Origin of the sequence: Caenispirillum salinarum (assembly GCF_044803115.1) — a bacterium.
Lineage (GTDB): Bacteria > Pseudomonadota > Alphaproteobacteria > Rhodospirillales > Rhodospirillaceae > Caenispirillum > Caenispirillum salinarum_A.
In genome coordinates this window covers 2,674,958-2,691,762 of the sequence record NZ_CP085224.1, presented here as the reverse complement: position 1 = coordinate 2,691,762, position 16,805 = coordinate 2,674,958, and the positions used below count along the sequence as shown (strand labels likewise).

The 16,805-nt window shown below is 66.6% G+C and carries 17 protein-coding genes; 12 read left to right on the top strand and 5 right to left on the bottom strand.

Going from position 1 to position 16,805, the window contains the following annotated elements:
* Positions 1–39 precede the first annotated feature (39 nt).
* The 3 genes from LG334_RS12375 to LG334_RS12365 all read left to right on the top strand — a co-directional run bounded on the left by LG334_RS12375 (position 40) and on the right by LG334_RS12365 (position 2,385).
* Entirely contained in the window at positions 40–1,056 is a 1,017-nt protein-coding gene (locus LG334_RS12375) for a fumarylacetoacetate hydrolase family protein (RefSeq protein ID WP_404378517.1), read from the top strand.
* Positions 1,057–1,060: 4 nt separating this feature from the next.
* On the top strand, positions 1,061–1,711 hold the full coding sequence (gene maiA, locus LG334_RS12370) for a maleylacetoacetate isomerase (protein WP_404378515.1): 651 nt from the start codon (positions 1,061–1,063) through the stop codon (positions 1,709–1,711).
* Between the two features lie 107 nt (positions 1,712–1,818).
* Positions 1,819–2,385: a hemerythrin domain-containing protein gene (locus tag LG334_RS12365; protein ID WP_404378514.1), complete on the top strand. Its 567-nt coding sequence runs from the start codon at positions 1,819–1,821 to the stop codon at positions 2,383–2,385.
* Positions 2,386–2,462: 77 nt separating this feature from the next.
* Here the strand turns inward: LG334_RS12365 and LG334_RS12360 are convergent, their stop codons facing one another.
* From LG334_RS12360 to paaX, 3 genes are all read right to left on the bottom strand, one after another.
* Positions 2,463–2,858 carry a hypothetical protein gene (locus tag LG334_RS12360; RefSeq protein WP_404378513.1) on the bottom strand — a complete coding sequence of 132 codons (396 nt, stop codon included), beginning with the start codon at positions 2,856–2,858 and terminating at the stop codon, positions 2,463–2,465.
* Between the two features lie 421 nt (positions 2,859–3,279).
* The gene (locus LG334_RS12355) at positions 3,280–4,632 is read right to left on the bottom strand and encodes an FAD-dependent oxidoreductase (RefSeq protein ID WP_404378512.1); all 1,353 of its coding nucleotides are present in this window, start codon (positions 4,630–4,632) and stop codon (positions 3,280–3,282) included.
* Positions 4,633–4,720: 88 nt separating this feature from the next.
* The gene (paaX, locus tag LG334_RS12350) at positions 4,721–5,689 is read right to left on the bottom strand and encodes a phenylacetic acid degradation operon negative regulatory protein PaaX (RefSeq protein ID WP_404378511.1); all 969 of its coding nucleotides are present in this window, start codon (positions 5,687–5,689) and stop codon (positions 4,721–4,723) included.
* Between the two features lie 399 nt (positions 5,690–6,088).
* Between paaX and LG334_RS12345 the strand changes: the two genes are divergently transcribed.
* From LG334_RS12345 to LG334_RS12305, 9 genes are all read left to right on the top strand, one after another.
* Positions 6,089–6,910 carry a Phenylacetic acid catabolic protein gene (locus LG334_RS12345; RefSeq protein ID WP_404378509.1) on the top strand — a complete coding sequence of 274 codons (822 nt, stop codon included), beginning with the start codon at positions 6,089–6,091 and terminating at the stop codon, positions 6,908–6,910.
* Positions 6,911–7,068: 158 nt separating this feature from the next.
* Positions 7,069–7,482, top strand: a complete 414-nt coding sequence (locus LG334_RS12340; protein ID WP_404378507.1) for a hypothetical protein — start codon at positions 7,069–7,071, stop codon at positions 7,480–7,482.
* Between the two features lie 203 nt (positions 7,483–7,685).
* A complete protein-coding gene (locus LG334_RS12335; RefSeq protein WP_404378505.1) occupies positions 7,686–8,873 on the top strand; it encodes an ABC transporter substrate-binding protein in 1,188 nt (395 codons plus the stop codon).
* A gap of 141 nt (positions 8,874–9,014) precedes the next feature.
* Positions 9,015–9,890, top strand: coding sequence for a branched-chain amino acid ABC transporter permease (locus tag LG334_RS12330; protein ID WP_404378504.1), 876 nt, complete (start codon positions 9,015–9,017; stop codon positions 9,888–9,890).
* 190 nt (positions 9,891–10,080) lie between these two features.
* A complete protein-coding gene (locus tag LG334_RS12325) occupies positions 10,081–11,016 on the top strand; it encodes a branched-chain amino acid ABC transporter permease (RefSeq protein ID WP_404386372.1) in 936 nt (311 codons plus the stop codon).
* Entirely contained in the window at positions 11,013–11,774 is a 762-nt protein-coding gene (locus LG334_RS12320) for an ABC transporter ATP-binding protein (protein ID WP_404378502.1), read from the top strand. Before LG334_RS12325 ends, LG334_RS12320 begins: the two co-directional genes overlap by 4 nt.
* A 17-nt stretch (positions 11,775–11,791) precedes the next feature.
* Positions 11,792–12,496 (top strand): ABC transporter ATP-binding protein, encoded by a 705-nt coding sequence (locus LG334_RS12315; RefSeq protein WP_404378500.1) that lies wholly within the window; start codon positions 11,792–11,794, stop codon positions 12,494–12,496.
* Positions 12,497–12,600: 104 nt separating this feature from the next.
* The gene (locus LG334_RS12310; RefSeq protein ID WP_404378498.1) at positions 12,601–13,554 is read left to right on the top strand and encodes an MBL fold metallo-hydrolase; all 954 of its coding nucleotides are present in this window, start codon (positions 12,601–12,603) and stop codon (positions 13,552–13,554) included.
* A gap of 149 nt (positions 13,555–13,703) precedes the next feature.
* Positions 13,704–13,964, top strand: coding sequence for a hypothetical protein (locus tag LG334_RS12305; RefSeq protein WP_404378496.1), 261 nt, complete (start codon positions 13,704–13,706; stop codon positions 13,962–13,964).
* 192 nt (positions 13,965–14,156) lie between these two features.
* Here LG334_RS12305 and LG334_RS12300 read toward each other — a convergent pair whose 3' ends face one another.
* On the bottom strand, positions 14,157–15,647 hold the full coding sequence (locus LG334_RS12300; protein ID WP_404378494.1) for a CoA-acylating methylmalonate-semialdehyde dehydrogenase: 1,491 nt from the start codon (positions 15,645–15,647) through the stop codon (positions 14,157–14,159).
* 28 nt (positions 15,648–15,675) lie between these two features.
* Entirely contained in the window at positions 15,676–16,794 is a 1,119-nt protein-coding gene (gene ald, locus LG334_RS12295; protein ID WP_404378492.1) for an alanine dehydrogenase, read from the bottom strand.
* Positions 16,795–16,805: the final 11 nt, after the last annotated feature.

Here is a 16,805-nt window from a genome sequence, read left to right as displayed (position 1 = left end):
CCTCCAGTTTTTGCGACTTATTGATTCCGGGAAGAACTGATGAAGCTCGCCAGTCTCAGACACGGCCGCGACGGGCGCCTCATGGTCGTTTCGCGTGACTTGAAGACCTGCGTCGCGGTGCCCGACATCGCCACTACCATGCAGGCAGCATTGGATGACTGGGACATCCTCGCGCCCCGTCTCCAGCAGGCGTTTGACCATCTGAACGCCGGCACCGCCGTGGGCGCGGAGCCCTTCGATGAAACGATGTGCGAAAGCCCCCTGCCGCGCGCCTACCAGTGGGCCGATGGGTCGGCCTACGTCAACCATGTGGAGCTGGTGCGCAAGGCGCGCGGGGCCGAGATGCCCGACAGCTTCTGGGAGGACCCGCTCATGTACCAGGGCGGGTCCGACGCCTTCCTCGGCCCGCGCGAGGACATCGCCATGGCCGATGAAGCCTGGGGCATCGACTTCGAGGGCGAGGTGGCCGTCGTCACCGGCGACGTGCCCATGGGCGCATCACCCGAACAGGCCGCCGGCGCCATCCGGCTGGTGATGCTGGTCAACGATGTGTCCTTGCGCGGGCTCATTCCCGGCGAGTTGGCGAAGGGCTTCGGCTTTTTCCAGTCCAAGCCGTCCAGCGCCTTCTCGCCGGTCGCCGTGACGCCCGACGAACTGGGCGACGCCTGGCACGACGGCAAGGCCCATCGGCCGCTGATGTCTCATTTGAACGGCGAGCCCTTCGGCAAGCCCGACGCCGGCACGGACATGACCTTCAACTTCCCGCGCCTTGTCGCCCATGCTGCCAGGACCCGGCCATTGGGGGCCGGCGCCATCGTCGGTTCGGGCACGGTGTCCAACAAGCAGGGGACCGAGCACGGGACGAGCATTGCCGAGGGCGGCGTCGGCTATTCCTGCATCGCGGAAGTCCGCATGATCGAGACCATCCGCGACGGCAAGCCGACCACATCCTTCATGCGCTTCGGAGACCGCATCCGCATCGAGATGCTGGACGAGGCCGGCGCCTCCATCTTCGGCGCCATCGACCAGCAGGTCGTGAAGTATCAGGGAGCGTGACGCCATGCGGCTCTACACCTACTGGCGGTCGTCCACCAGCTACCGGGTGCGCATCGCGCTCAACCTCAAGGGCCTGAGCGCCGAGCAGGTGCCTGTTCATTTGGTGCGCGACGGCGGCGAGCATAAGCAGCCCGCCTACACCGCGCTCAACCCCCAGGCCGGCGTGCCGACCCTGGTGGAGGATGATGGCCGCGCGCTGACCCAGTCGCTGGCCATCTGCGAGTACCTGGACGAGGTCCACCCCCACCCGCCGCTCCTGCCGACGGATGCCGCCGGCCGGGCGCGGGTGCGGGCGTTCGCGCTGGCGATCTCCTGCGAAATCCATCCGCTGACGAACCTGCGGGTCCTCAAGCACCTCACCGGCCATCTGGGGCTGTCGGAGGACACCAAGCTTGAGTGGTACCGCCATTGGACGGTGCAGGGGCTGACGGCGCTGGAGGCCATGGTGGCAGGACATCCCGACACAGGCGATTGTGTCCACGGCTTCACGCCGACGCTGGCCGACCTGTGCCTGGTGCCGCAGATGTACAACGCCCGGCGCTTCAACGTGGGCCTGGAGCTCTTCCCGACGCTGGTGCGCATCGACGCGCACTGCCGTGATCTGGAGGCCTTCAAGGCCGCCGCGCCAGAAGCGCAGCCCGACGCGGACACGTGATCGCGGCACTGGCGAAGGGCGCCGTGTCGTGATACGGTCTTTACATCAAACGACAAAAAACTGACACGCATGGCGCCGTCGTCGCCGCCGTGCGGGAGGAAGGGGTCATGAGTGAAGCGCTTCGGATCATCAAGCAGGAACACCGCAACCTGTTCCGGGTCGTCCACCTGATGGAGCAGATGGTGCGTGACCAGAAGGAGCCGGACAGGGCCTTCCTGCGCCACATCATCGAATACATCGAGACCTTCACCGACCGCTACCACCACCCCAAGGAGGACTTGTTCCTCTTCAAGGCCCTGCGCGCCCGCGACCCGGCCGCCGAGGCGATCCTCGAGGAACTCGAGGCCGAGCACGACAACTGCCCGGTCAGCCTGACGACCTTGAAGACCGCGCTCGACCGCTGGGATACCGAAGGCACCGCCGAGGCCAAGGCGGCGTTCGAGGATCAGGTGCAGCAATACCTGCGCTTCCAGATGAAGCACATGCAAAAGGAAGAGGGCATCGTCATGCCCATGGCTCAGCGCTGCCTGACGCCCGAGGACTGGGCGCCCATCGACGCCGCCTTCCGCGACAACGACGACCCCATCTTCGGCCCAGGCGCGCGGGCGGAAGTGCGGGGGATGTACAGCAAATTGGTCAGCGAGGCCCCGGCGCCGTATGGGATAGGGGACTGAGGTCGATCATGGCGGCGCGCTGACGGCTGCGGTGAATGCGGGAGGGGCCCGACATGGGCCCCTCCCGCTTCACGCGTCTAGTTGGTGTCCCAGTAGTTGTAGTAGCGTGTCAGTTCTTCCTCGCGCGCGGCCATGTTCAGGGTGTCGCCCTCGAAAGCCTTTCCGCGGTAATAGATGCGGCCGCCCCAGGCGATGAAGATGGCGCCGTCGCTGATTTCGGCGATCTCCAGGCACCAGCCGCCCTGGTGGAAAGTGCGCGGGGTGCCGCCTTCAAGTTTCTTGAGGTGGACCATGTAACGGTCGCGAATGCACAGGTCATTGTCCGCGTTCACGTACCATTGTTCGGCTGCTCCCATCTGTTTCCAGTCACGACCCTCGGCTACCACGCCCGCGCGGCCGTCGGGCGAAAGGAAGAGGGTTTCGGTGGAAGAGCCGCTGCGCAGAACAAGGGTCGTGCCGGTCAGCGCTTCCATGAGTGTCCGGTTAAGGGAGGCGTTACCCCGATCCTCCGGATATGACGCCTGAAGCTGAGCCCGGTGTGCCGTGGCAGGGTCGGCCTTATTCTGGAAAGTGGCCGCATGACCGGGCCGGAATTCGGCCGCTAGCGGCTGGTGCCCGGTTTCCAGAGCGGAAGAAATCGAAAGGTCTGGAACTGACGGTGCATCGCCCGCCCGTTGGGCGCAGGCCGCTGCCGTCACCGTGCACAGGCACGCGATCAATATTCTACTGACACTCCGAGCCATTGTCTCCTCCATCGGACTTGAACCGTTGAGGGTTCCTAGCCCGATGGCATTGATCTGGCAAAAGAAAACGGGAGTGTGACGGCCCGCCGCCCCTCACGGAAAAGCGGTGTCGCGCGGCGCGCGGCGGAACGACCGGCGCCAGCCGAAGCCCTCATCCAGCGTCCAGCGCCGCCAACATCTCGTCCACCCGGATGAACTTCTCCCTTGGCCGCCCCTCCGCCGCCCGCGCCACCTCGGCGGCGTCGATGCGTTTCCAGTCGTCGTAGCACACCGGCCGCGCCCCGCGCTCCGCCAGCAGGGCGTCCAGGGCCGCTGGTCCGGGTTTCTCCGACGTCAGACCCTCCAGGTCCGCCAGTACGTGGCCGGCGACGGCCATGGCGTCGGTGCGGTTGGTGGGGATGACGCCCGACGGCCCTCGGCGCGCCCAACCGGTCACATAAATCCCCGGCTCAACCCGGCCGTCGTCGTTGGCGACGATGCCCCGGTTTTCATCCATGGGCAGGCCGGGGACGGCGGCGCAGCGGTAGCCGATGGCTGTCACGACCGTGGCCGCGGGCAGGTCGAAGGTCTCGCCGGTGCCGACGGCACGCCCCAGCTCCACCCGCGTGCGCTCCAGCCGCAGGCCGCCGGCGGCGCCGGTGCCGTCGTCCAGCACCGCGAGCGGGGCGGCGTGGAAGTGGAGGTGGATGCGCACCGGCTCGCCCTCGTCGGGTCGGGCGGAGAAGTCGCGCAGGATCTCCAGGTTCCTTTCCTTTACCTTGCGGGCGCGCGGGTCGCCTTCCGAGTCTGCCGTCAGGCCGTCCAGCACCGCCGCGTCCACCACCGGACGGGCGCGGGAGAGGTGACCCAGTTCGCCCAGTTCTGCGGAGGTGAAGGAGGCCTCAACCGGGCCGCGCCGGCCGATGACGTGGATGTCGGTGACGGGGGCGGCCTCGATGACCTCGGCGGCATGGGCGCAGATGTCGGATTCGGCCATTTCCCCGGGTGTCTTCGCCAGGATGCGGGCGATGTCCAGCGCCACGTTGCCGTTGCCCACCACCGCCACGGACGGGCCGGGCAGGCGGGGGGAGAGGGCGGCGTGGTCGGGATGGCCGTTGTACCAGCCGACGAAGGCGCCCGAGCCGTAGACGGCCGCCAGGTCCTCGCCCGGCACGCCAAGCGGGCGGTCGACGGGGGCGCCGACGGCCAGGATAATGGCGTCGTAGGCGGCCTTCAACTCGTCCAGCGAGACATCGCGGCCGACGGTCACGTTGCCCAGGAACCGCACGCCGGGGCGGGAGAGGGCGCGGTCGAACTGGCGGACGATGTTCTTGGTGCCCAGGTGATCGGGCGCGACGCCTGCCCGCACCAGGCCGAAGGGCGTGGGCAGGCGGTCGATGACGTCGACGGCGGCGTCGGGGCGCTTCCGTGCGATCGCGTCGACGACATACAGGCCCGACGGCCCGCTGCCGACGACGCAGACACTCGCCGCCGGACGCACGTCGGGCGTGGGGGATGCGGACATGGCACGTCTCCCTGTTCCTCGCGGCGCTTTTTGCTGCGCCGTCGATCATGTGTTTCAGCCGCTCCGGTCCCCGCAGGCCAGGGCGGTATCAGGTCATGACGGCCGAGAAGGCGCGGCTGTCCGTGCCGTCCATCAGGCCGCCGAAGCGGTCGTAGAAATAGGGCAGGGCGCCGGGCAGCGGGCCATCGGCCGTCTCCAGCGTCTGCATCAGGTGCTTCTCCGCCGGCCCCTGCACCGCGCGATAGATGTTGCGGCACAGAAGGCGCGCCGCCGCACCCGGCCAGTTGGGCGGCAGCACTTCTTCCGGCAACATGGGGTCGCGCAGCAGGATGCGGCGGTAGTCGTGGATGAGCAGCGTGCGGATGATGAAGCTTGCGGTACCGTCGGGCACGCCGTTGTCATCCATGGCTCGCCAGACGGGGCGGAAGCGTTCCAGGAAACCTTCGTAGTCCGTCTGAAGCTGGTCCAGGTCCCAGCAGGCCCGCACCAGCATCTTCAGGCTGCCGGGCGTGGTCAGGCGGTCGGCGCCGGCGCGCAGGATGACGACCTTCTCCATGGCATTGTGCTCGCGCAGGGAAAGGTGCAGCGCCTCCTCGTCCGGAGACGGGTGGGCCAGGATGTGGGGCGCGAGCTGTCCGAAGCCCTGCCAGGCGAGGTCGCGGCGCAGGCTTTCGCGCGGCTCGGGCTCAAGGCCGCAGCAGTTGGTGTGGACCAGGACCCACTCGCCGTTCCACGGCATGTTGGGGGCCGCGTAGATGCGGCGGTGCGCCGCGTCGAAGCGCACGCGGCCGGAATCGGTGACGGCGTAATAGCTGCGCCGGCCGATCTGGGTGGCCTCCAGCCAGTCGTCCTTGGTCAGCCGGAAGACGGCGGTGCGCACCATGCGCTCCGACTGGCCGAACGGCTCCAGCAGGTTGATCAGGCTGCCGAGCCACACGCTGCCGCCGTGCGGCAGGACGGCATCGCCGTAGACGGTGACGATGAGCGATTTCGCGCGGATCGGTATGGCGTCCAGCAACCCGGCGATCAGGTCATCGATGCGCTTTTGCCTCTGCATTCCCTCGGGGCCCCTTTTCTTGTCTTTCCCGGCGGAGAGGGTCGGCATCGCCGGCCGCTCCGTCAAGCGCGGCCGCCGCGTCCCCGGCGGCCGCTGACCCGGATATAGCACGAATTGCCGCACTTCGCGGCGGGAGATGTAATGCTCCCGTCATGTCCCGGCGCGACCGCCGGCGGCTTCGGGAAGGCCCGGAAGTTCGGGCGTGACGCTGGTTATGGCCGCCGTTCGCCTATCGCACATCCTGTCGCGAATTCCGTTTGACAAGCTGAAAAGCGTTACACTACGATCATGGGCACAGAGAAATTCTGTGTCACTTTGAACGCCGGGTCAAGCGCGCAACAAAACACAAGACGCGCAAATGGCCAGCAGGGGCGGCACGTCCAGGAGGAGACGAACGACATGCCGAAGTGGAAGACCTTCGACAAGGGCGACAAGCTACCCGAAGAGTATAAGAGCCTGCTGCTCAACCTGATGTCCTTCCAGGCCGACAGCGAGTACGCCGGCGCCCAGCGCGTGGCGGAAAACATGCGCTTCGCGCCGCGGCCGGAAGAGGCCTATCGCCTGTCCAAGAAGGTCATGGAGGAGATGGGCCACGGCTATTATGTCTGGAACCTGATGCAGGACCTGGGCGTGGACGTCGACTCCCGCCTGCAGGAGCTGGTGACCAACCCGGACAACCCTGACCCGGCCAAGGTCAACGTCATCAACGGTTTCCGCAAGGAGAACTGGTCCACCTGGTTCGAGGACTGGTACGACGTCGGCCTGTTCTCCACCGTGGTCACGCCGGCCGCCGTCGCCTTTCTGGGCCAGTACCGCGAATGCTCGTACCTGCCGTGGGCGCGCGTGAACGTGCGCATCCACAAGGAAGAGCACGGCCACCTGGCCTTCGGCGTCTGGGCGACAAAGCGCAACATCGAGTTCGGCGGCGAAAAGGCCCGCGAGATCTGCCAGTCCAAGATCGAGAAGTTCATGAAGGTGGGCCTCGGGTTTTACGGCCGCCCGTCCAGCGGCGCGAAGGCCTCCGCCATGTTCCAGAAGTACTACGACTGGGGCATCAAGGTGCGCACGCCCGAGGAGCTTCAGGCCGAATACCTGGAACTGCTGGAAGGCCGGCTGAAGGAGTGCGGGCTGGAGATGCCACAGGGCGTCGAGCCCGACTACGACATGCGCATGGGCTACGAGGCCGGCGAGGCGCCCGCCGACAAGGCCGTCCCCGCCTGACGCACGGATACGCGATGAAGGCCGCGCAGTCATGCGGCCGATCACGCGGCACGGCTCCGCGACCCTGGCCGGGTCCGGGGCCGTGCGCCGTCAGGGGCAAAAGAAACCGCAAGCAAAATGGGGCGAAGAAATGCCCCGGAAGACGGAGACGCCACGTCATGTCGACCACCATCACCGAGCTTCCCAACCCGCTGTTTTCCAATGGCCGCAGTGTCCTCGCCAAGTTCGGGTACCGCCATCTCGAGGACGGCGAACTGCGTGAGGACTGGGCGGAAATGTGGGAGCTTCTGCGGCCCGATTTCGCCGGGCGCGCCGACCGCCATGTGCCGGCCTATGGCGATCTTTCGCCGGTGCAGGCTGCCGCGGCGCGCGAATACATGGCCGTGCGCCTGATCGCGGACCGCAACCTGGAAATCTGCGAGCGCCGGCACGTGCAACTGTTCTCGGGCGGCATCCAGACCGATGCGGTGGAACGCTATGCCGAGGCCCGTGACGCATACGAGGAAGCGGTTGAAACCTTCGGCCACGCCCGCGAGGCGCTGGACGTGCTGCTGTCGCGCGCTGCCGCATAAGCCGGACGCGCGGTATCCGACTTAAGAAAAGGGTTTTATCCTCGTCTGTGACGTGTTCATGGTTGCAGATGAAACGGTCTCGGGTTCCGATACAGATCAAGGCGCCGAAGAGCGTTTGGCGGAACCATAAGAAAACGACACAAGGCGGGCGCCTGCTCCGTGTGGGGAGACAAAGCCCGACGATCCAGGGAGGTAACTTCAGAATGACCCTCAAGCATACCCGTCGCACGTTCATGGCTGCCGTCGCCGCGCTGGGCATGGCCGCCGCGGCCTCGCTGCCGGGCGCCGCCCAGGCGCAGGACGAGCCCATCAAGATCGGCACTTTCCTGTCGGTGACCGGCCCGGCGTCCTTCCTCGGCGATCCCGAGCTGAAGACGCTGCAGATGTACGTCGACAAGATCAACGCCGAGGGCGGTGTCAACGGCCGTGAGCTGGAACTGGTGCACTACGACACCGGCGGTGATCCCAACAAGGCGGTGACCTTCGTCAAGCGCCTGATCGCGCAGGACGAGGTGGACGCCATTGTCGGAGGCTCAACCTCGGGCGAAAGCCTGGCGGTGATGCCGCTGATGGAGCGCTTCGAGGTGCCGTTCATCTCGTTCGCCGGCTCCAAGAAGATCGTCGACCCGGTGCAGCCTTGGACGTTCAAGACGCCGCACACCGACACCATGGCCTGCGAAAAGATCTTCGAGGACATGAAGAAGCGCGGCTTCACCCAGATCGCCATGATCTCGGGCACGGGCGGCTTCGGCCAGTCCATGCAGGCGGAGTGTCAGGGCGTGGCGCCGGACTACGGGATCAGGATCCTGGCCGACGAGACCTATGGGCCCAAGGACACAGACATGACGGCCCAGCTGACCAGCATCAAGAACACGCCCAACGTGCAGGCGGTGCTGAATCCCGGTTTCGGCCAGGGCCCGGCCATCGTGACCAAGAACTACCGCCAGCTTCAGATCGACGCGCCGCTGTACCAGTCGCACGGTGTCGCCTCGAAGAAGTACATCGAACTGGCCGGTGATGCCGCCGAGGGCGTGCGCCTGCCCGCCGCGGCGCTGCTGGTGGCCGAGCAACTGCCCGACGACGACCCGCAGAAGCCCGTCGTCGTCGGTTACAAGAACGCCTACGAGGAAAAGCACGGCGAGGGCTCCGTCTCCACCTTCGGCGGCCATGCCTACGACGGCCTCATGCTGATCGTCGACGCCATGAAGTCCGCTGGTTCGTCCGAACCGCAGGCCGTGCGCGACGCCCTGGAGAACACCAAGGGCTACATGGGCACCGCCGGCGAAGTGACCTTCTCGGAGGACGACCACCTGGGCCTGACGCCGGATGCCTTCCGCATGCTGGAAATCCGCAACGGCGACTGGACCCTGGTGGAAGAGACCGCCGGCTGATCCCGGCCCGCTGACGGTCGGGAGTCCGTCCGCCGCCACGAGTCCGTCTTCCGACGAGGACGACGCGGCGGCGGCGGGCGGACCGTGACCGCCCCGGCCCTGATCCGGCCACGCGCTCCCCTCGAAGCTCGGCAGGACGACATGCTCGGCGAGTTCATCCAATACCTGTTTTCCGGCCTGACCAGCGGCGCCATCTACGCGCTGGTGGGTCTCGGCTTCGCGCTGATCTACAACGCCAGCCACGTGATCAACTTCGCCCAGGGCGAGTTCGTCATGCTGGGCGGCATGGGCACCGTCTTCCTGGCGGCGGCCGGCGTACCGCTGCCACTGGCGGTGGTCGTCGCCATCATCGGCACGGCCTGCGTCGGCTTCGCGCTGGAGAAACTGGCGGTGGAGCAGACGAAGAACGCCTCGGTCGTGACGCTCATCATCATCACCATCGGTGCCTCTATCGTGCTGCGCGGGGCCGCACAGGTGCTGTTCGACAAGCAGTTCCACACCCTGCCGGCCTTCTCGGGCGACGAGCCAATCAACGTGCTGGGCGCCACCATCACCTCGCAGACCCTGTGGGTGCTGGGCATCACGGCGCTGATCGTGGTCGTCCTTCAGTGGTTCTTCAACCGGACGCTTCTGGGCAAGGCGATCCTGGCGACCAGCGTCAATCCGCTGGCGGCCAAACTGGTGGGCATCAACGTCAGCTTCGTGCTGCTGCTGTCCTTCGGCATGTCGGCCGCCCTTGGCGCCATTGCCGGCGTGCTGATCACGCCCATCACGTCCACCAACTTCGAGGTCGGCATCATGCTGGGCCTGAAGGGCTTCTCCGCCGCCATCCTGGGCGGGCTGGGCAACCCCTTCGGCGCCGTGATCGGCGGGCTGATCCTTGGCATCGTGGAGGCCTTCGGCGCCGGCTACATCAGTTCGGAGTACAAGGACGCCATGGCCTTCGTCATCATCCTGCTGGCGCTCTTCTTCATGCCGAGCGGCCTGTTCGGGAAGAAGGGGACGGAACGTGTCTGAGGTGCGAACGATGAACGAGGCGACGCCCATGTCCCCCCGCCCGTCCTCGGCGGCCACGACCAACATCTCGCGGCCCGGTGACACCACGCCGTCGTCGGCGCCAGAGCGTCCCGCGCCCCAGGCGCCCGGCACGCCGCGCACCGGCGCCGGGTCGGCCACCCGCCCGCGCGAGGGGTTGAAGGCGAAGCTGATGAGGCCGCGCACCGGCGGCCTGCTGGTGTTGGCCGTGGTGGTGGCGGTGCTGCCGGCCTTTTTGCAGAATGCCTTCCACTACGACGTCGCCATTCAGATCGGCTTCAACGCCATCGTCGCCATCGGCCTGAACCTGTTGATCGGCTACTGCGGCCAGATCTCGCTGGGTCATGCCGGGTTCCTGGGCATCGGCGCCTATTTCTCGGCGATCACGGTGACCAACTTCGGCTGGCCGCCGCTGCTGTCGCTGGTGGTGGCCGCCGTGGTGGTGGGGCTGCTGGCCTTCGTCATCGCCCGGCCGATCCTGCGCCTGAAGGGCCACTACCTGGCCATGGCGACGCTCGGCATCGGGCTCATCATCTCCATCATCCTGAACCAGGAGGCCCAGTTGACGGGCGGCCCCGACGGGATGATCGTCGATCCCTTCACCGTGTTCGGGTTCGAGTTCAAGAAGCCCTGGCAGTGGTATGCGCTGGTGGGCGGCCTGCTGATGATCGCCGCATGGCTGTCGCTCAACATCATCGACAGCCCAGTCGGCCGGGCGTTGCGCGCCGTCCACGGGTCGGAGGTCGCGGCCGAGGTCGTGGGCGTGGACACCACCAAGTACAAGGTGATGATCTTCGTCGTCTCGGCGGTCTTCGCCTCCGTCGTCGGCTCACTGGGTGCCCACTACATCATGTTCCTGAGCCCCCAGGAGGCGAGCTTCTTCCACTCGGTCGAGCTGGTCATCATGGTGGTGCTGGGCGGCATGGCGTCCACCTTCGGCGCCGTCGTGGGCGCGGCCACCCTGACGGCGCTGCCGCAGTTCCTCACCTTCCTGGAGGACTACGAGCACCTGATCTTCGGCCTGATCCTCATGCTGGTGATGATCTTCCTGCCCAAGGGCGTGGTCCCCAGCCTGGCGGCGCTGTTCAAGCGCGGGGGTGAGAAATGAGCCTTCTGACTGTCGATACCCTGGTCAAGGAATTCGGCGGCGTGCGCGCCATCGACGACCTGTCGTTCACCATCGATCCGGGCACCATCCATTCCATCATCGGGCCTAACGGCGCGGGCAAGACCACGCTGTTCAACCTGGTGACGGGCGTCTACACGCCCACTTTCGGCACTGTGCAGTTCAACGGCGAGCCGGTGACCGGCAGGAAGCCTTATGAACTGGCGGCGCGTGGCATGTCGCGCACCTTCCAGAACCTGCAGATCTGCATGAACATGACGGCGCTGGAGAATGTGCTGGTGGGCCGTCACCTGCACCTGGACGGCCGGCTGCTGCCGTCGCTGTTCCGCCTGCCGCGCATCGTCCGCGGCGACCGGGCGGCCGAAGAGATGGGCCGCGAGCTGATGGCCTTCGTCGGCCTGGAGAAGTACTTCGACTGGGACGCCGACGCCATGCCCTATGGCGCGCTCAAGCGCCTGGAAATCGCCCGCGCGCTGGCCGCCGAGCCCAAGCTTCTGCTGCTGGACGAGCCTGCGGCCGGCCTCAATGACGTGGAAAGCCGCGAGATAGACCAGGTCATCAAGAAAGTGGCGGAGAGCGGCGTGACGGTGGTGCTGGTGGAGCATGACATGAAGATGGTCATGGAAATCTCAGACCACATCCTGGTGCTGGACTACGGCCGCAAGCTGACCGAAGGCACGCCGCAGGAAGTGCGCCAGAACCCCGACGTCATCGCCGCCTACCTGGGCCAGGTCGCCTGAGGGCACGGGAGAATTTCATGCTTCTCGAAGTGAACGGAATGAAAAGCGGTTACGGCCGCATCGAGGCCCTGCACGGCATCGATGTTCAGGTGGGCGAGGGCGAACTGGTGGCGCTGGTCGGCGCCAACGGCGCCGGCAAGACCACCTTCCTGCGGGCGCTGTCGGGCGTGCAGCCGCTGACCAACGGCGAAATCCGCTTCGACGGCGCCGACATCACCAAGTCCAAGCCGCAGGCCCGCGTAAAGCAGGGCATCAGCCAGGTGCCGGAGGGTCGCCAGGTCTTCGGCCCGCTGTCGGTGGAGGACAACCTGCGCCTGGGCGCCTACCGTCGGCGCGGCGCCGACACCGGCGCGGACCTGGAGCGGGTGTACGAGACCTTCCCCATCCTCAAGAGAAAGCGCAAGGAATCCGCCGGCACACTCTCGGGCGGGCAGCAGCAGATGCTCGCCATGGGCCGGGCGCTCATGAGCAACCCGCGCCTTTTGCTGTTGGACGAGCCGTCCATGGGTCTCGCGCCGTTGCTGGTCGGCGAGATCTTCAACATCGTCCAGATGCTGCGGGAGCAGGGCACGACCATCCTGTTGGTGGAGCAGAACGCCTTCCAGGCGCTCGCCATCGCCGACCGGGGATACGTGATCGAGACCGGGCGCATCGTGCTCACCGACACGGGCGATAACCTCATCAACGACGAAAAGGTGAAAGCCGCCTATCTGGGGCTTTGAGTCATGCACTTTGGTTTCATTTGAAACCGTATGCTGATACGATGCGGGAACCGAGGCGCCCGTCGCCTCCAACGACACATCAGAGAAAATGGAGACGCTCCACAATGGCGACGAAGACGTTTGCCTCCACCGGTGACCTGGGCGAGAAGACCATCACCTTCGCCGAGTTGGGCCGGGGCGCCTATGCCTTCACGGCCGAGGGCGACCCCAACACCGGCGTCATCGTCGGCGACGACGCCGTGATGGTGCTCGACACCCAGGCGACGCCCAAGATGGCGCAGAAGGTCATCGCCGAAATCCGCAAGGTGACCGACAAGCCCATCAAGTTCATTCTGCTCACCCACTATCACGCCGTGCGCGTGCTGGGCGCGGCGGCTTATGGGGCGGAAAACATCATCGCCAGCCAGCGCACCTATGAACTGATCGTGGAGCGCGGCCAGCAGGACTGGGAGAGCGAGTTCGGCCGCTTCCCCCGCCTGTTCGAGGGCCATGAGAGCATCAAGAGCCTGACCTGGCCCAACATCGTGGTCGACGGCAAGCTGACGGTGGACCTGGGCAACCAGCGCGTCGAAATCTGGAACCCCGGCCGGGGCCACACCCAGGGCGACACCATTGCCTGGCTGCCCGACCAGAAGGTGCTGTACTCCGGTGATCTGGTGGAGTTCGGCGCCACGCCCTATACCGGCGACGCGCACCTGCGCGACTGGCCGGAAACCCTCCAGCGCCTGCGTGAGCTGAAGCCGGAAAAGCTGGTGCCCGGCCGCGGCGATGCGCTGATGAATGCCGCGGACTGCGAAACCGCCATGGCGGAAACTCAGGCCTTCCTGACGGACCTGTACCAGACCGCGCGCGAAGGCGTGGAGAAGGACATGGCGCTGAAGGACATCTACGCGCTCTGCAAGCAGCGCATGGACCCGAAGTACGGCCACTGGGTCATTTACGAACACTGCATGCCGTTCGACGTCGCCCGCGCGGTGGACGAGGCGAAGGGCCTGGACCGTCCCAACATCTGGACGGCCGAGCGCGACCAGGAGATGTGGTCGGCGCTGAACGACTGAACGCCGGCAACCAGTGACGATGCTTGCAGGACGGGCCCGCCGGCGACGGCGGGCCCGTTTCTTTATGTCGCCCGCCATCTTTTTTGCCACGAATGCCGAGGCTAACCGTTGATCGTGTGTTGTTTAAGCAATTGCAAAGGAGTCGACCCATGCGCGCATTGATGATCGCGGCCGTCGCGACCTCCACCCTGGCCCTTGGCGCGTGCGCCAACAATGTCGAGAACCCGGACCAGCCCGGCATGAATGCGATCGGGACGGTGCACCAGCAGACCATGGAAGGCCGTGACATGACCATGACGGCCGCCGAGCGCGCCGCCGCGGCCGCCGAGCGCGCCGAGGCCGCCGCCCGCCGCGCCGAGCAGGTGGTCAACCGCATGGAGCAGGCCTACCAGGAAGGCCTGCGCAAGTAAGCGGTGCTGCCCTGTCATTCGGGGGGACGCCCCCGGCCAGCAGCTTGGAAAACCCCGCCGGAGCGCACCGGCGGGGTTTTTCCATTCCAGACTGATGGGCCGTCACAGCGCTGCGGCATCGACAGGCACAATGGCGTTGGCGCGGTCGAGTAATGAAAACGCCCGCGAAAACAACGCTTTATCGGCCTTCTCTTACATCGTGGGGAAGTTGAATGCCGCGCCCTCCTTGATGCCAGTCGGCCAGCGCGACGTGACGGTCTTCAGCTTGGTGTAGAAGTGCACGCCCTCGGGCCCGTAGATGCCGTGGCTGCCGAAGATGGAGCGCTTCCAGCCGCCGAAGCTGTGGTAGGCCACGGGCACCGGGATCGGCACGTTCACGCCCACCATGCCGACCTCGATGCGGTCGGTGAAGGTGCGCGCGGCGTCGCCGTCGCGGGTGAAGATGGCCGTGCCGTTGCCGTACTCGTGCTTGTTGATGAGCGTCACGGCCTCCTCGAACGACGCGGCGCGCAGCACGCTCAGCACGGGGCCGAAGATTTCCTCCTTGTAGATGGTCATTTCCGGCGTCACGCGGTCGAACAGGGTGCCGCCTATGAAGTAGCCGTTTTCGTATCCCTGGAGCGAAAAGCCCCGGCCGTCCACAACCAGGTCCGCGCCCTCGGACACGCCCTTGTCGATGTAGCCCGAGACCTTGTCCAGGTGCTGCCTGGTCACCAGCGGACCCATCTCGGCATCGCTGTCCGTCGACGGTCCGATCTTGAGGCTGCGCACGCGCGGGGCCAGCTTTTCCACCAGCTTGTCGGCCGTGTCCTCGCCCACGGGCACGGCGACGGAGACCGCCATGCAGCGCTCGCCGGCCGACCCGTATCCCGCGCCCATAAGCGCGTCGGCGGCTTGGTCCATGTCGGCATCGGGCATAACCACCATGTGGTTCTTCGCCCCGCCCAGCGCCTGCACGCGCTTTCCATGCGCGGTGCCGGTGGAATAGACGTATTCGGCAATCGGCGTGGAGCCGACGAAGGACACCGCCTGCACGTCGGGGTGCGTCAGCAGGGCATCCACGGCATCCTTGCCGCCGTGCACCACCGTCAGCACACCCTCGGGCACGCCCGCCTCGATGGCGAGTTCCGCCACGTACAGGGCGGCGGAGGGATCACGCTCCGACGGTTTCAGCACGAAGGTGTTGCCGCAGGCCAGCGCAACGGGGAACATCCACAGCGGCACCATGGCCGGGAAATTGAACGGCGTGATGCCGGCACACACCCCCAGCGGCGCGCGCTGGTTGAAGCTGTCGATGCCGGGGCCGACATCGCGGGTGAAGTCGCCCTTGAGGTGGCTGGCGATGCCGGTGGCGAACTCCACCACCTCCAGGCCGCGCTGCACCTCGCCAAGGGCATCGTCATGCGTCTTGCCGTGCTCGGCGGAAATGCGCCTCGCGATCTCTGCGGCGTTGTCCTGGAGCAGCTGAACGTATTTCATCATGACGCGCGCGCGCTTTTGCGGCGGCGCCGCAGCCCAGTCGGGGAAGGCCTTCAATGCGGCGGCGACGGCGGCGTCCACCTCCGCCTTGCCGCCACTGGCAACCGTGCCCGTCTGCTCGCCGGTCGCCGGGTTGTAGACGGGCGTGCCCGAGCCATCGGACCCGGCGCCGTGGCCGGGGATCATGTGGTTGATGAAGGTCATCTTTTATGTCCCTGTTCTTGCGGCGGTATCAGCCGGCGATGGCCTTGTCGGCCGGCGTGTAGTCCGCGCCCAGCGCCTCTGCGACGGCCTCGTGCGTGATCTTGCCGTGGGCGACGTTCAGGCCGTTGCGCAGGTGGGCGTCGTCGGACAGCGCCTCGCGCCAGCCCTTGTCCGCCAGCGCCACCGTGAACGGCAGGGTGACGTTGTTCAGCGCGAAGGTGGACGTGCGCGCCACACCGCCGGGCATGTTGGCGACGCAGTAGTGCACCACGTCGTCGACGATGTAGATGGGGTCGGCGTGGGTGGTCGGCTTGGACGTCTCGAAGCAGCCGCCCTGGTCGATGGCGACGTCGACCACCACCGAGCCCTTCTGCATCTTCGACAGCATGGGGCGGTTGACCAGCTTGGGCGCGTTGGCGCCCGGCACCAGCACGGCCCCGACCACCAGATCCGCCTGTGTCACGTACTCTTCCACGGCGTCATTCGTGGAATAGATGGTCTGCATGCGGCCGCCGTAGTGCATGTCCAGTTCCTTGAGGCGGGCGTGGGACTTGTCGAGCACCACCACCTCGGCCTCCAGGCCCATGGCCATCTTGGCGGCGTTGAGGCCGACGACACCGCCGCCCAGCACCACCACCTTGCCCGAGGGCACGCCCGGCACGCCGCCCAGCAGCGTGCCGCGCCCGCCGGCGGACTTTTCCAGCGCCCGCGCGCCGGCCTGGATCGCCATGCGGCCGGCAACCTCGGACATGGGTGCGAGCAGCGGCAGGCCGCCCCGCATGTCTGTGACGGTTTCATAGGCGATGGCGATGCAGCCGGACTCCTGAAGCAGCTTGGCCTGCTGCGGGTCCGGTGCCAGGTGCAGGTAGGTGAACAGCACCTGGCCCTCGCGCAGCATCTTGCACTCGCCCGGCTGGGGCTCCTTGACCTTCACCACCATGTCGGCCTTGGCGAAGACCTCCTCGGCGGCATCGACGATGGTCGCCCCGGCGGCGCGGTAGGCGTCGTCGGTCAGGTCGATGGCGCCGCCGGCGTTGGTCTCGACGATCACCTGGTGGCCGTGAGCGATCACCTCGCGCACGGCGGCCGGCGTCATGCCGACGCGGTACTCGTGGTTCTTGATCTCCTTGGGAACGCCGATCAGCATTTCTGTCTCCT

Coding starts and splice junctions, on each gene's coding strand:
- LG334_RS12375 (WP_404378517.1), top strand. CDS start 40: ATGAAGCTCGCCAGTCTCAGACACGGCCGCGACGGGCGCCTCATGGTC.
- maiA (WP_404378515.1), top strand. CDS start 1,061: ATGCGGCTCTACACCTACTGGCGGTCGTCCACCAGCTACCGGGTGCGC.
- LG334_RS12365 (WP_404378514.1), top strand. CDS start 1,819: ATGAGTGAAGCGCTTCGGATCATCAAGCAGGAACACCGCAACCTGTTC.
- LG334_RS12360 (WP_404378513.1), bottom strand. CDS start 2,858: ATGGAAGCGCTGACCGGCACGACCCTTGTTCTGCGCAGCGGCTCTTCC.
- LG334_RS12355 (WP_404378512.1), bottom strand. CDS start 4,632: ATGTCCGCATCCCCCACGCCCGACGTGCGTCCGGCGGCGAGTGTCTGC.
- paaX (WP_404378511.1), bottom strand. CDS start 5,689: ATGCAGAGGCAAAAGCGCATCGATGACCTGATCGCCGGGTTGCTGGAC.
- LG334_RS12345 (WP_404378509.1), top strand. CDS start 6,089: ATGCCGAAGTGGAAGACCTTCGACAAGGGCGACAAGCTACCCGAAGAG.
- LG334_RS12340 (WP_404378507.1), top strand. CDS start 7,069: ATGTCGACCACCATCACCGAGCTTCCCAACCCGCTGTTTTCCAATGGC.
- LG334_RS12335 (WP_404378505.1), top strand. CDS start 7,686: ATGACCCTCAAGCATACCCGTCGCACGTTCATGGCTGCCGTCGCCGCG.
- LG334_RS12330 (WP_404378504.1), top strand. CDS start 9,015: ATGCTCGGCGAGTTCATCCAATACCTGTTTTCCGGCCTGACCAGCGGC.
- LG334_RS12325 (WP_404386372.1), top strand. CDS start 10,081: ATGAGGCCGCGCACCGGCGGCCTGCTGGTGTTGGCCGTGGTGGTGGCG.
- LG334_RS12320 (WP_404378502.1), top strand. CDS start 11,013: ATGAGCCTTCTGACTGTCGATACCCTGGTCAAGGAATTCGGCGGCGTG.
- LG334_RS12315 (WP_404378500.1), top strand. CDS start 11,792: ATGCTTCTCGAAGTGAACGGAATGAAAAGCGGTTACGGCCGCATCGAG.
- LG334_RS12310 (WP_404378498.1), top strand. CDS start 12,601: ATGGCGACGAAGACGTTTGCCTCCACCGGTGACCTGGGCGAGAAGACC.
- LG334_RS12305 (WP_404378496.1), top strand. CDS start 13,704: ATGCGCGCATTGATGATCGCGGCCGTCGCGACCTCCACCCTGGCCCTT.
- LG334_RS12300 (WP_404378494.1), bottom strand. CDS start 15,647: ATGACCTTCATCAACCACATGATCCCCGGCCACGGCGCCGGGTCCGAT.
- ald (WP_404378492.1), bottom strand. CDS start 16,794: ATGCTGATCGGCGTTCCCAAGGAGATCAAGAACCACGAGTACCGCGTC.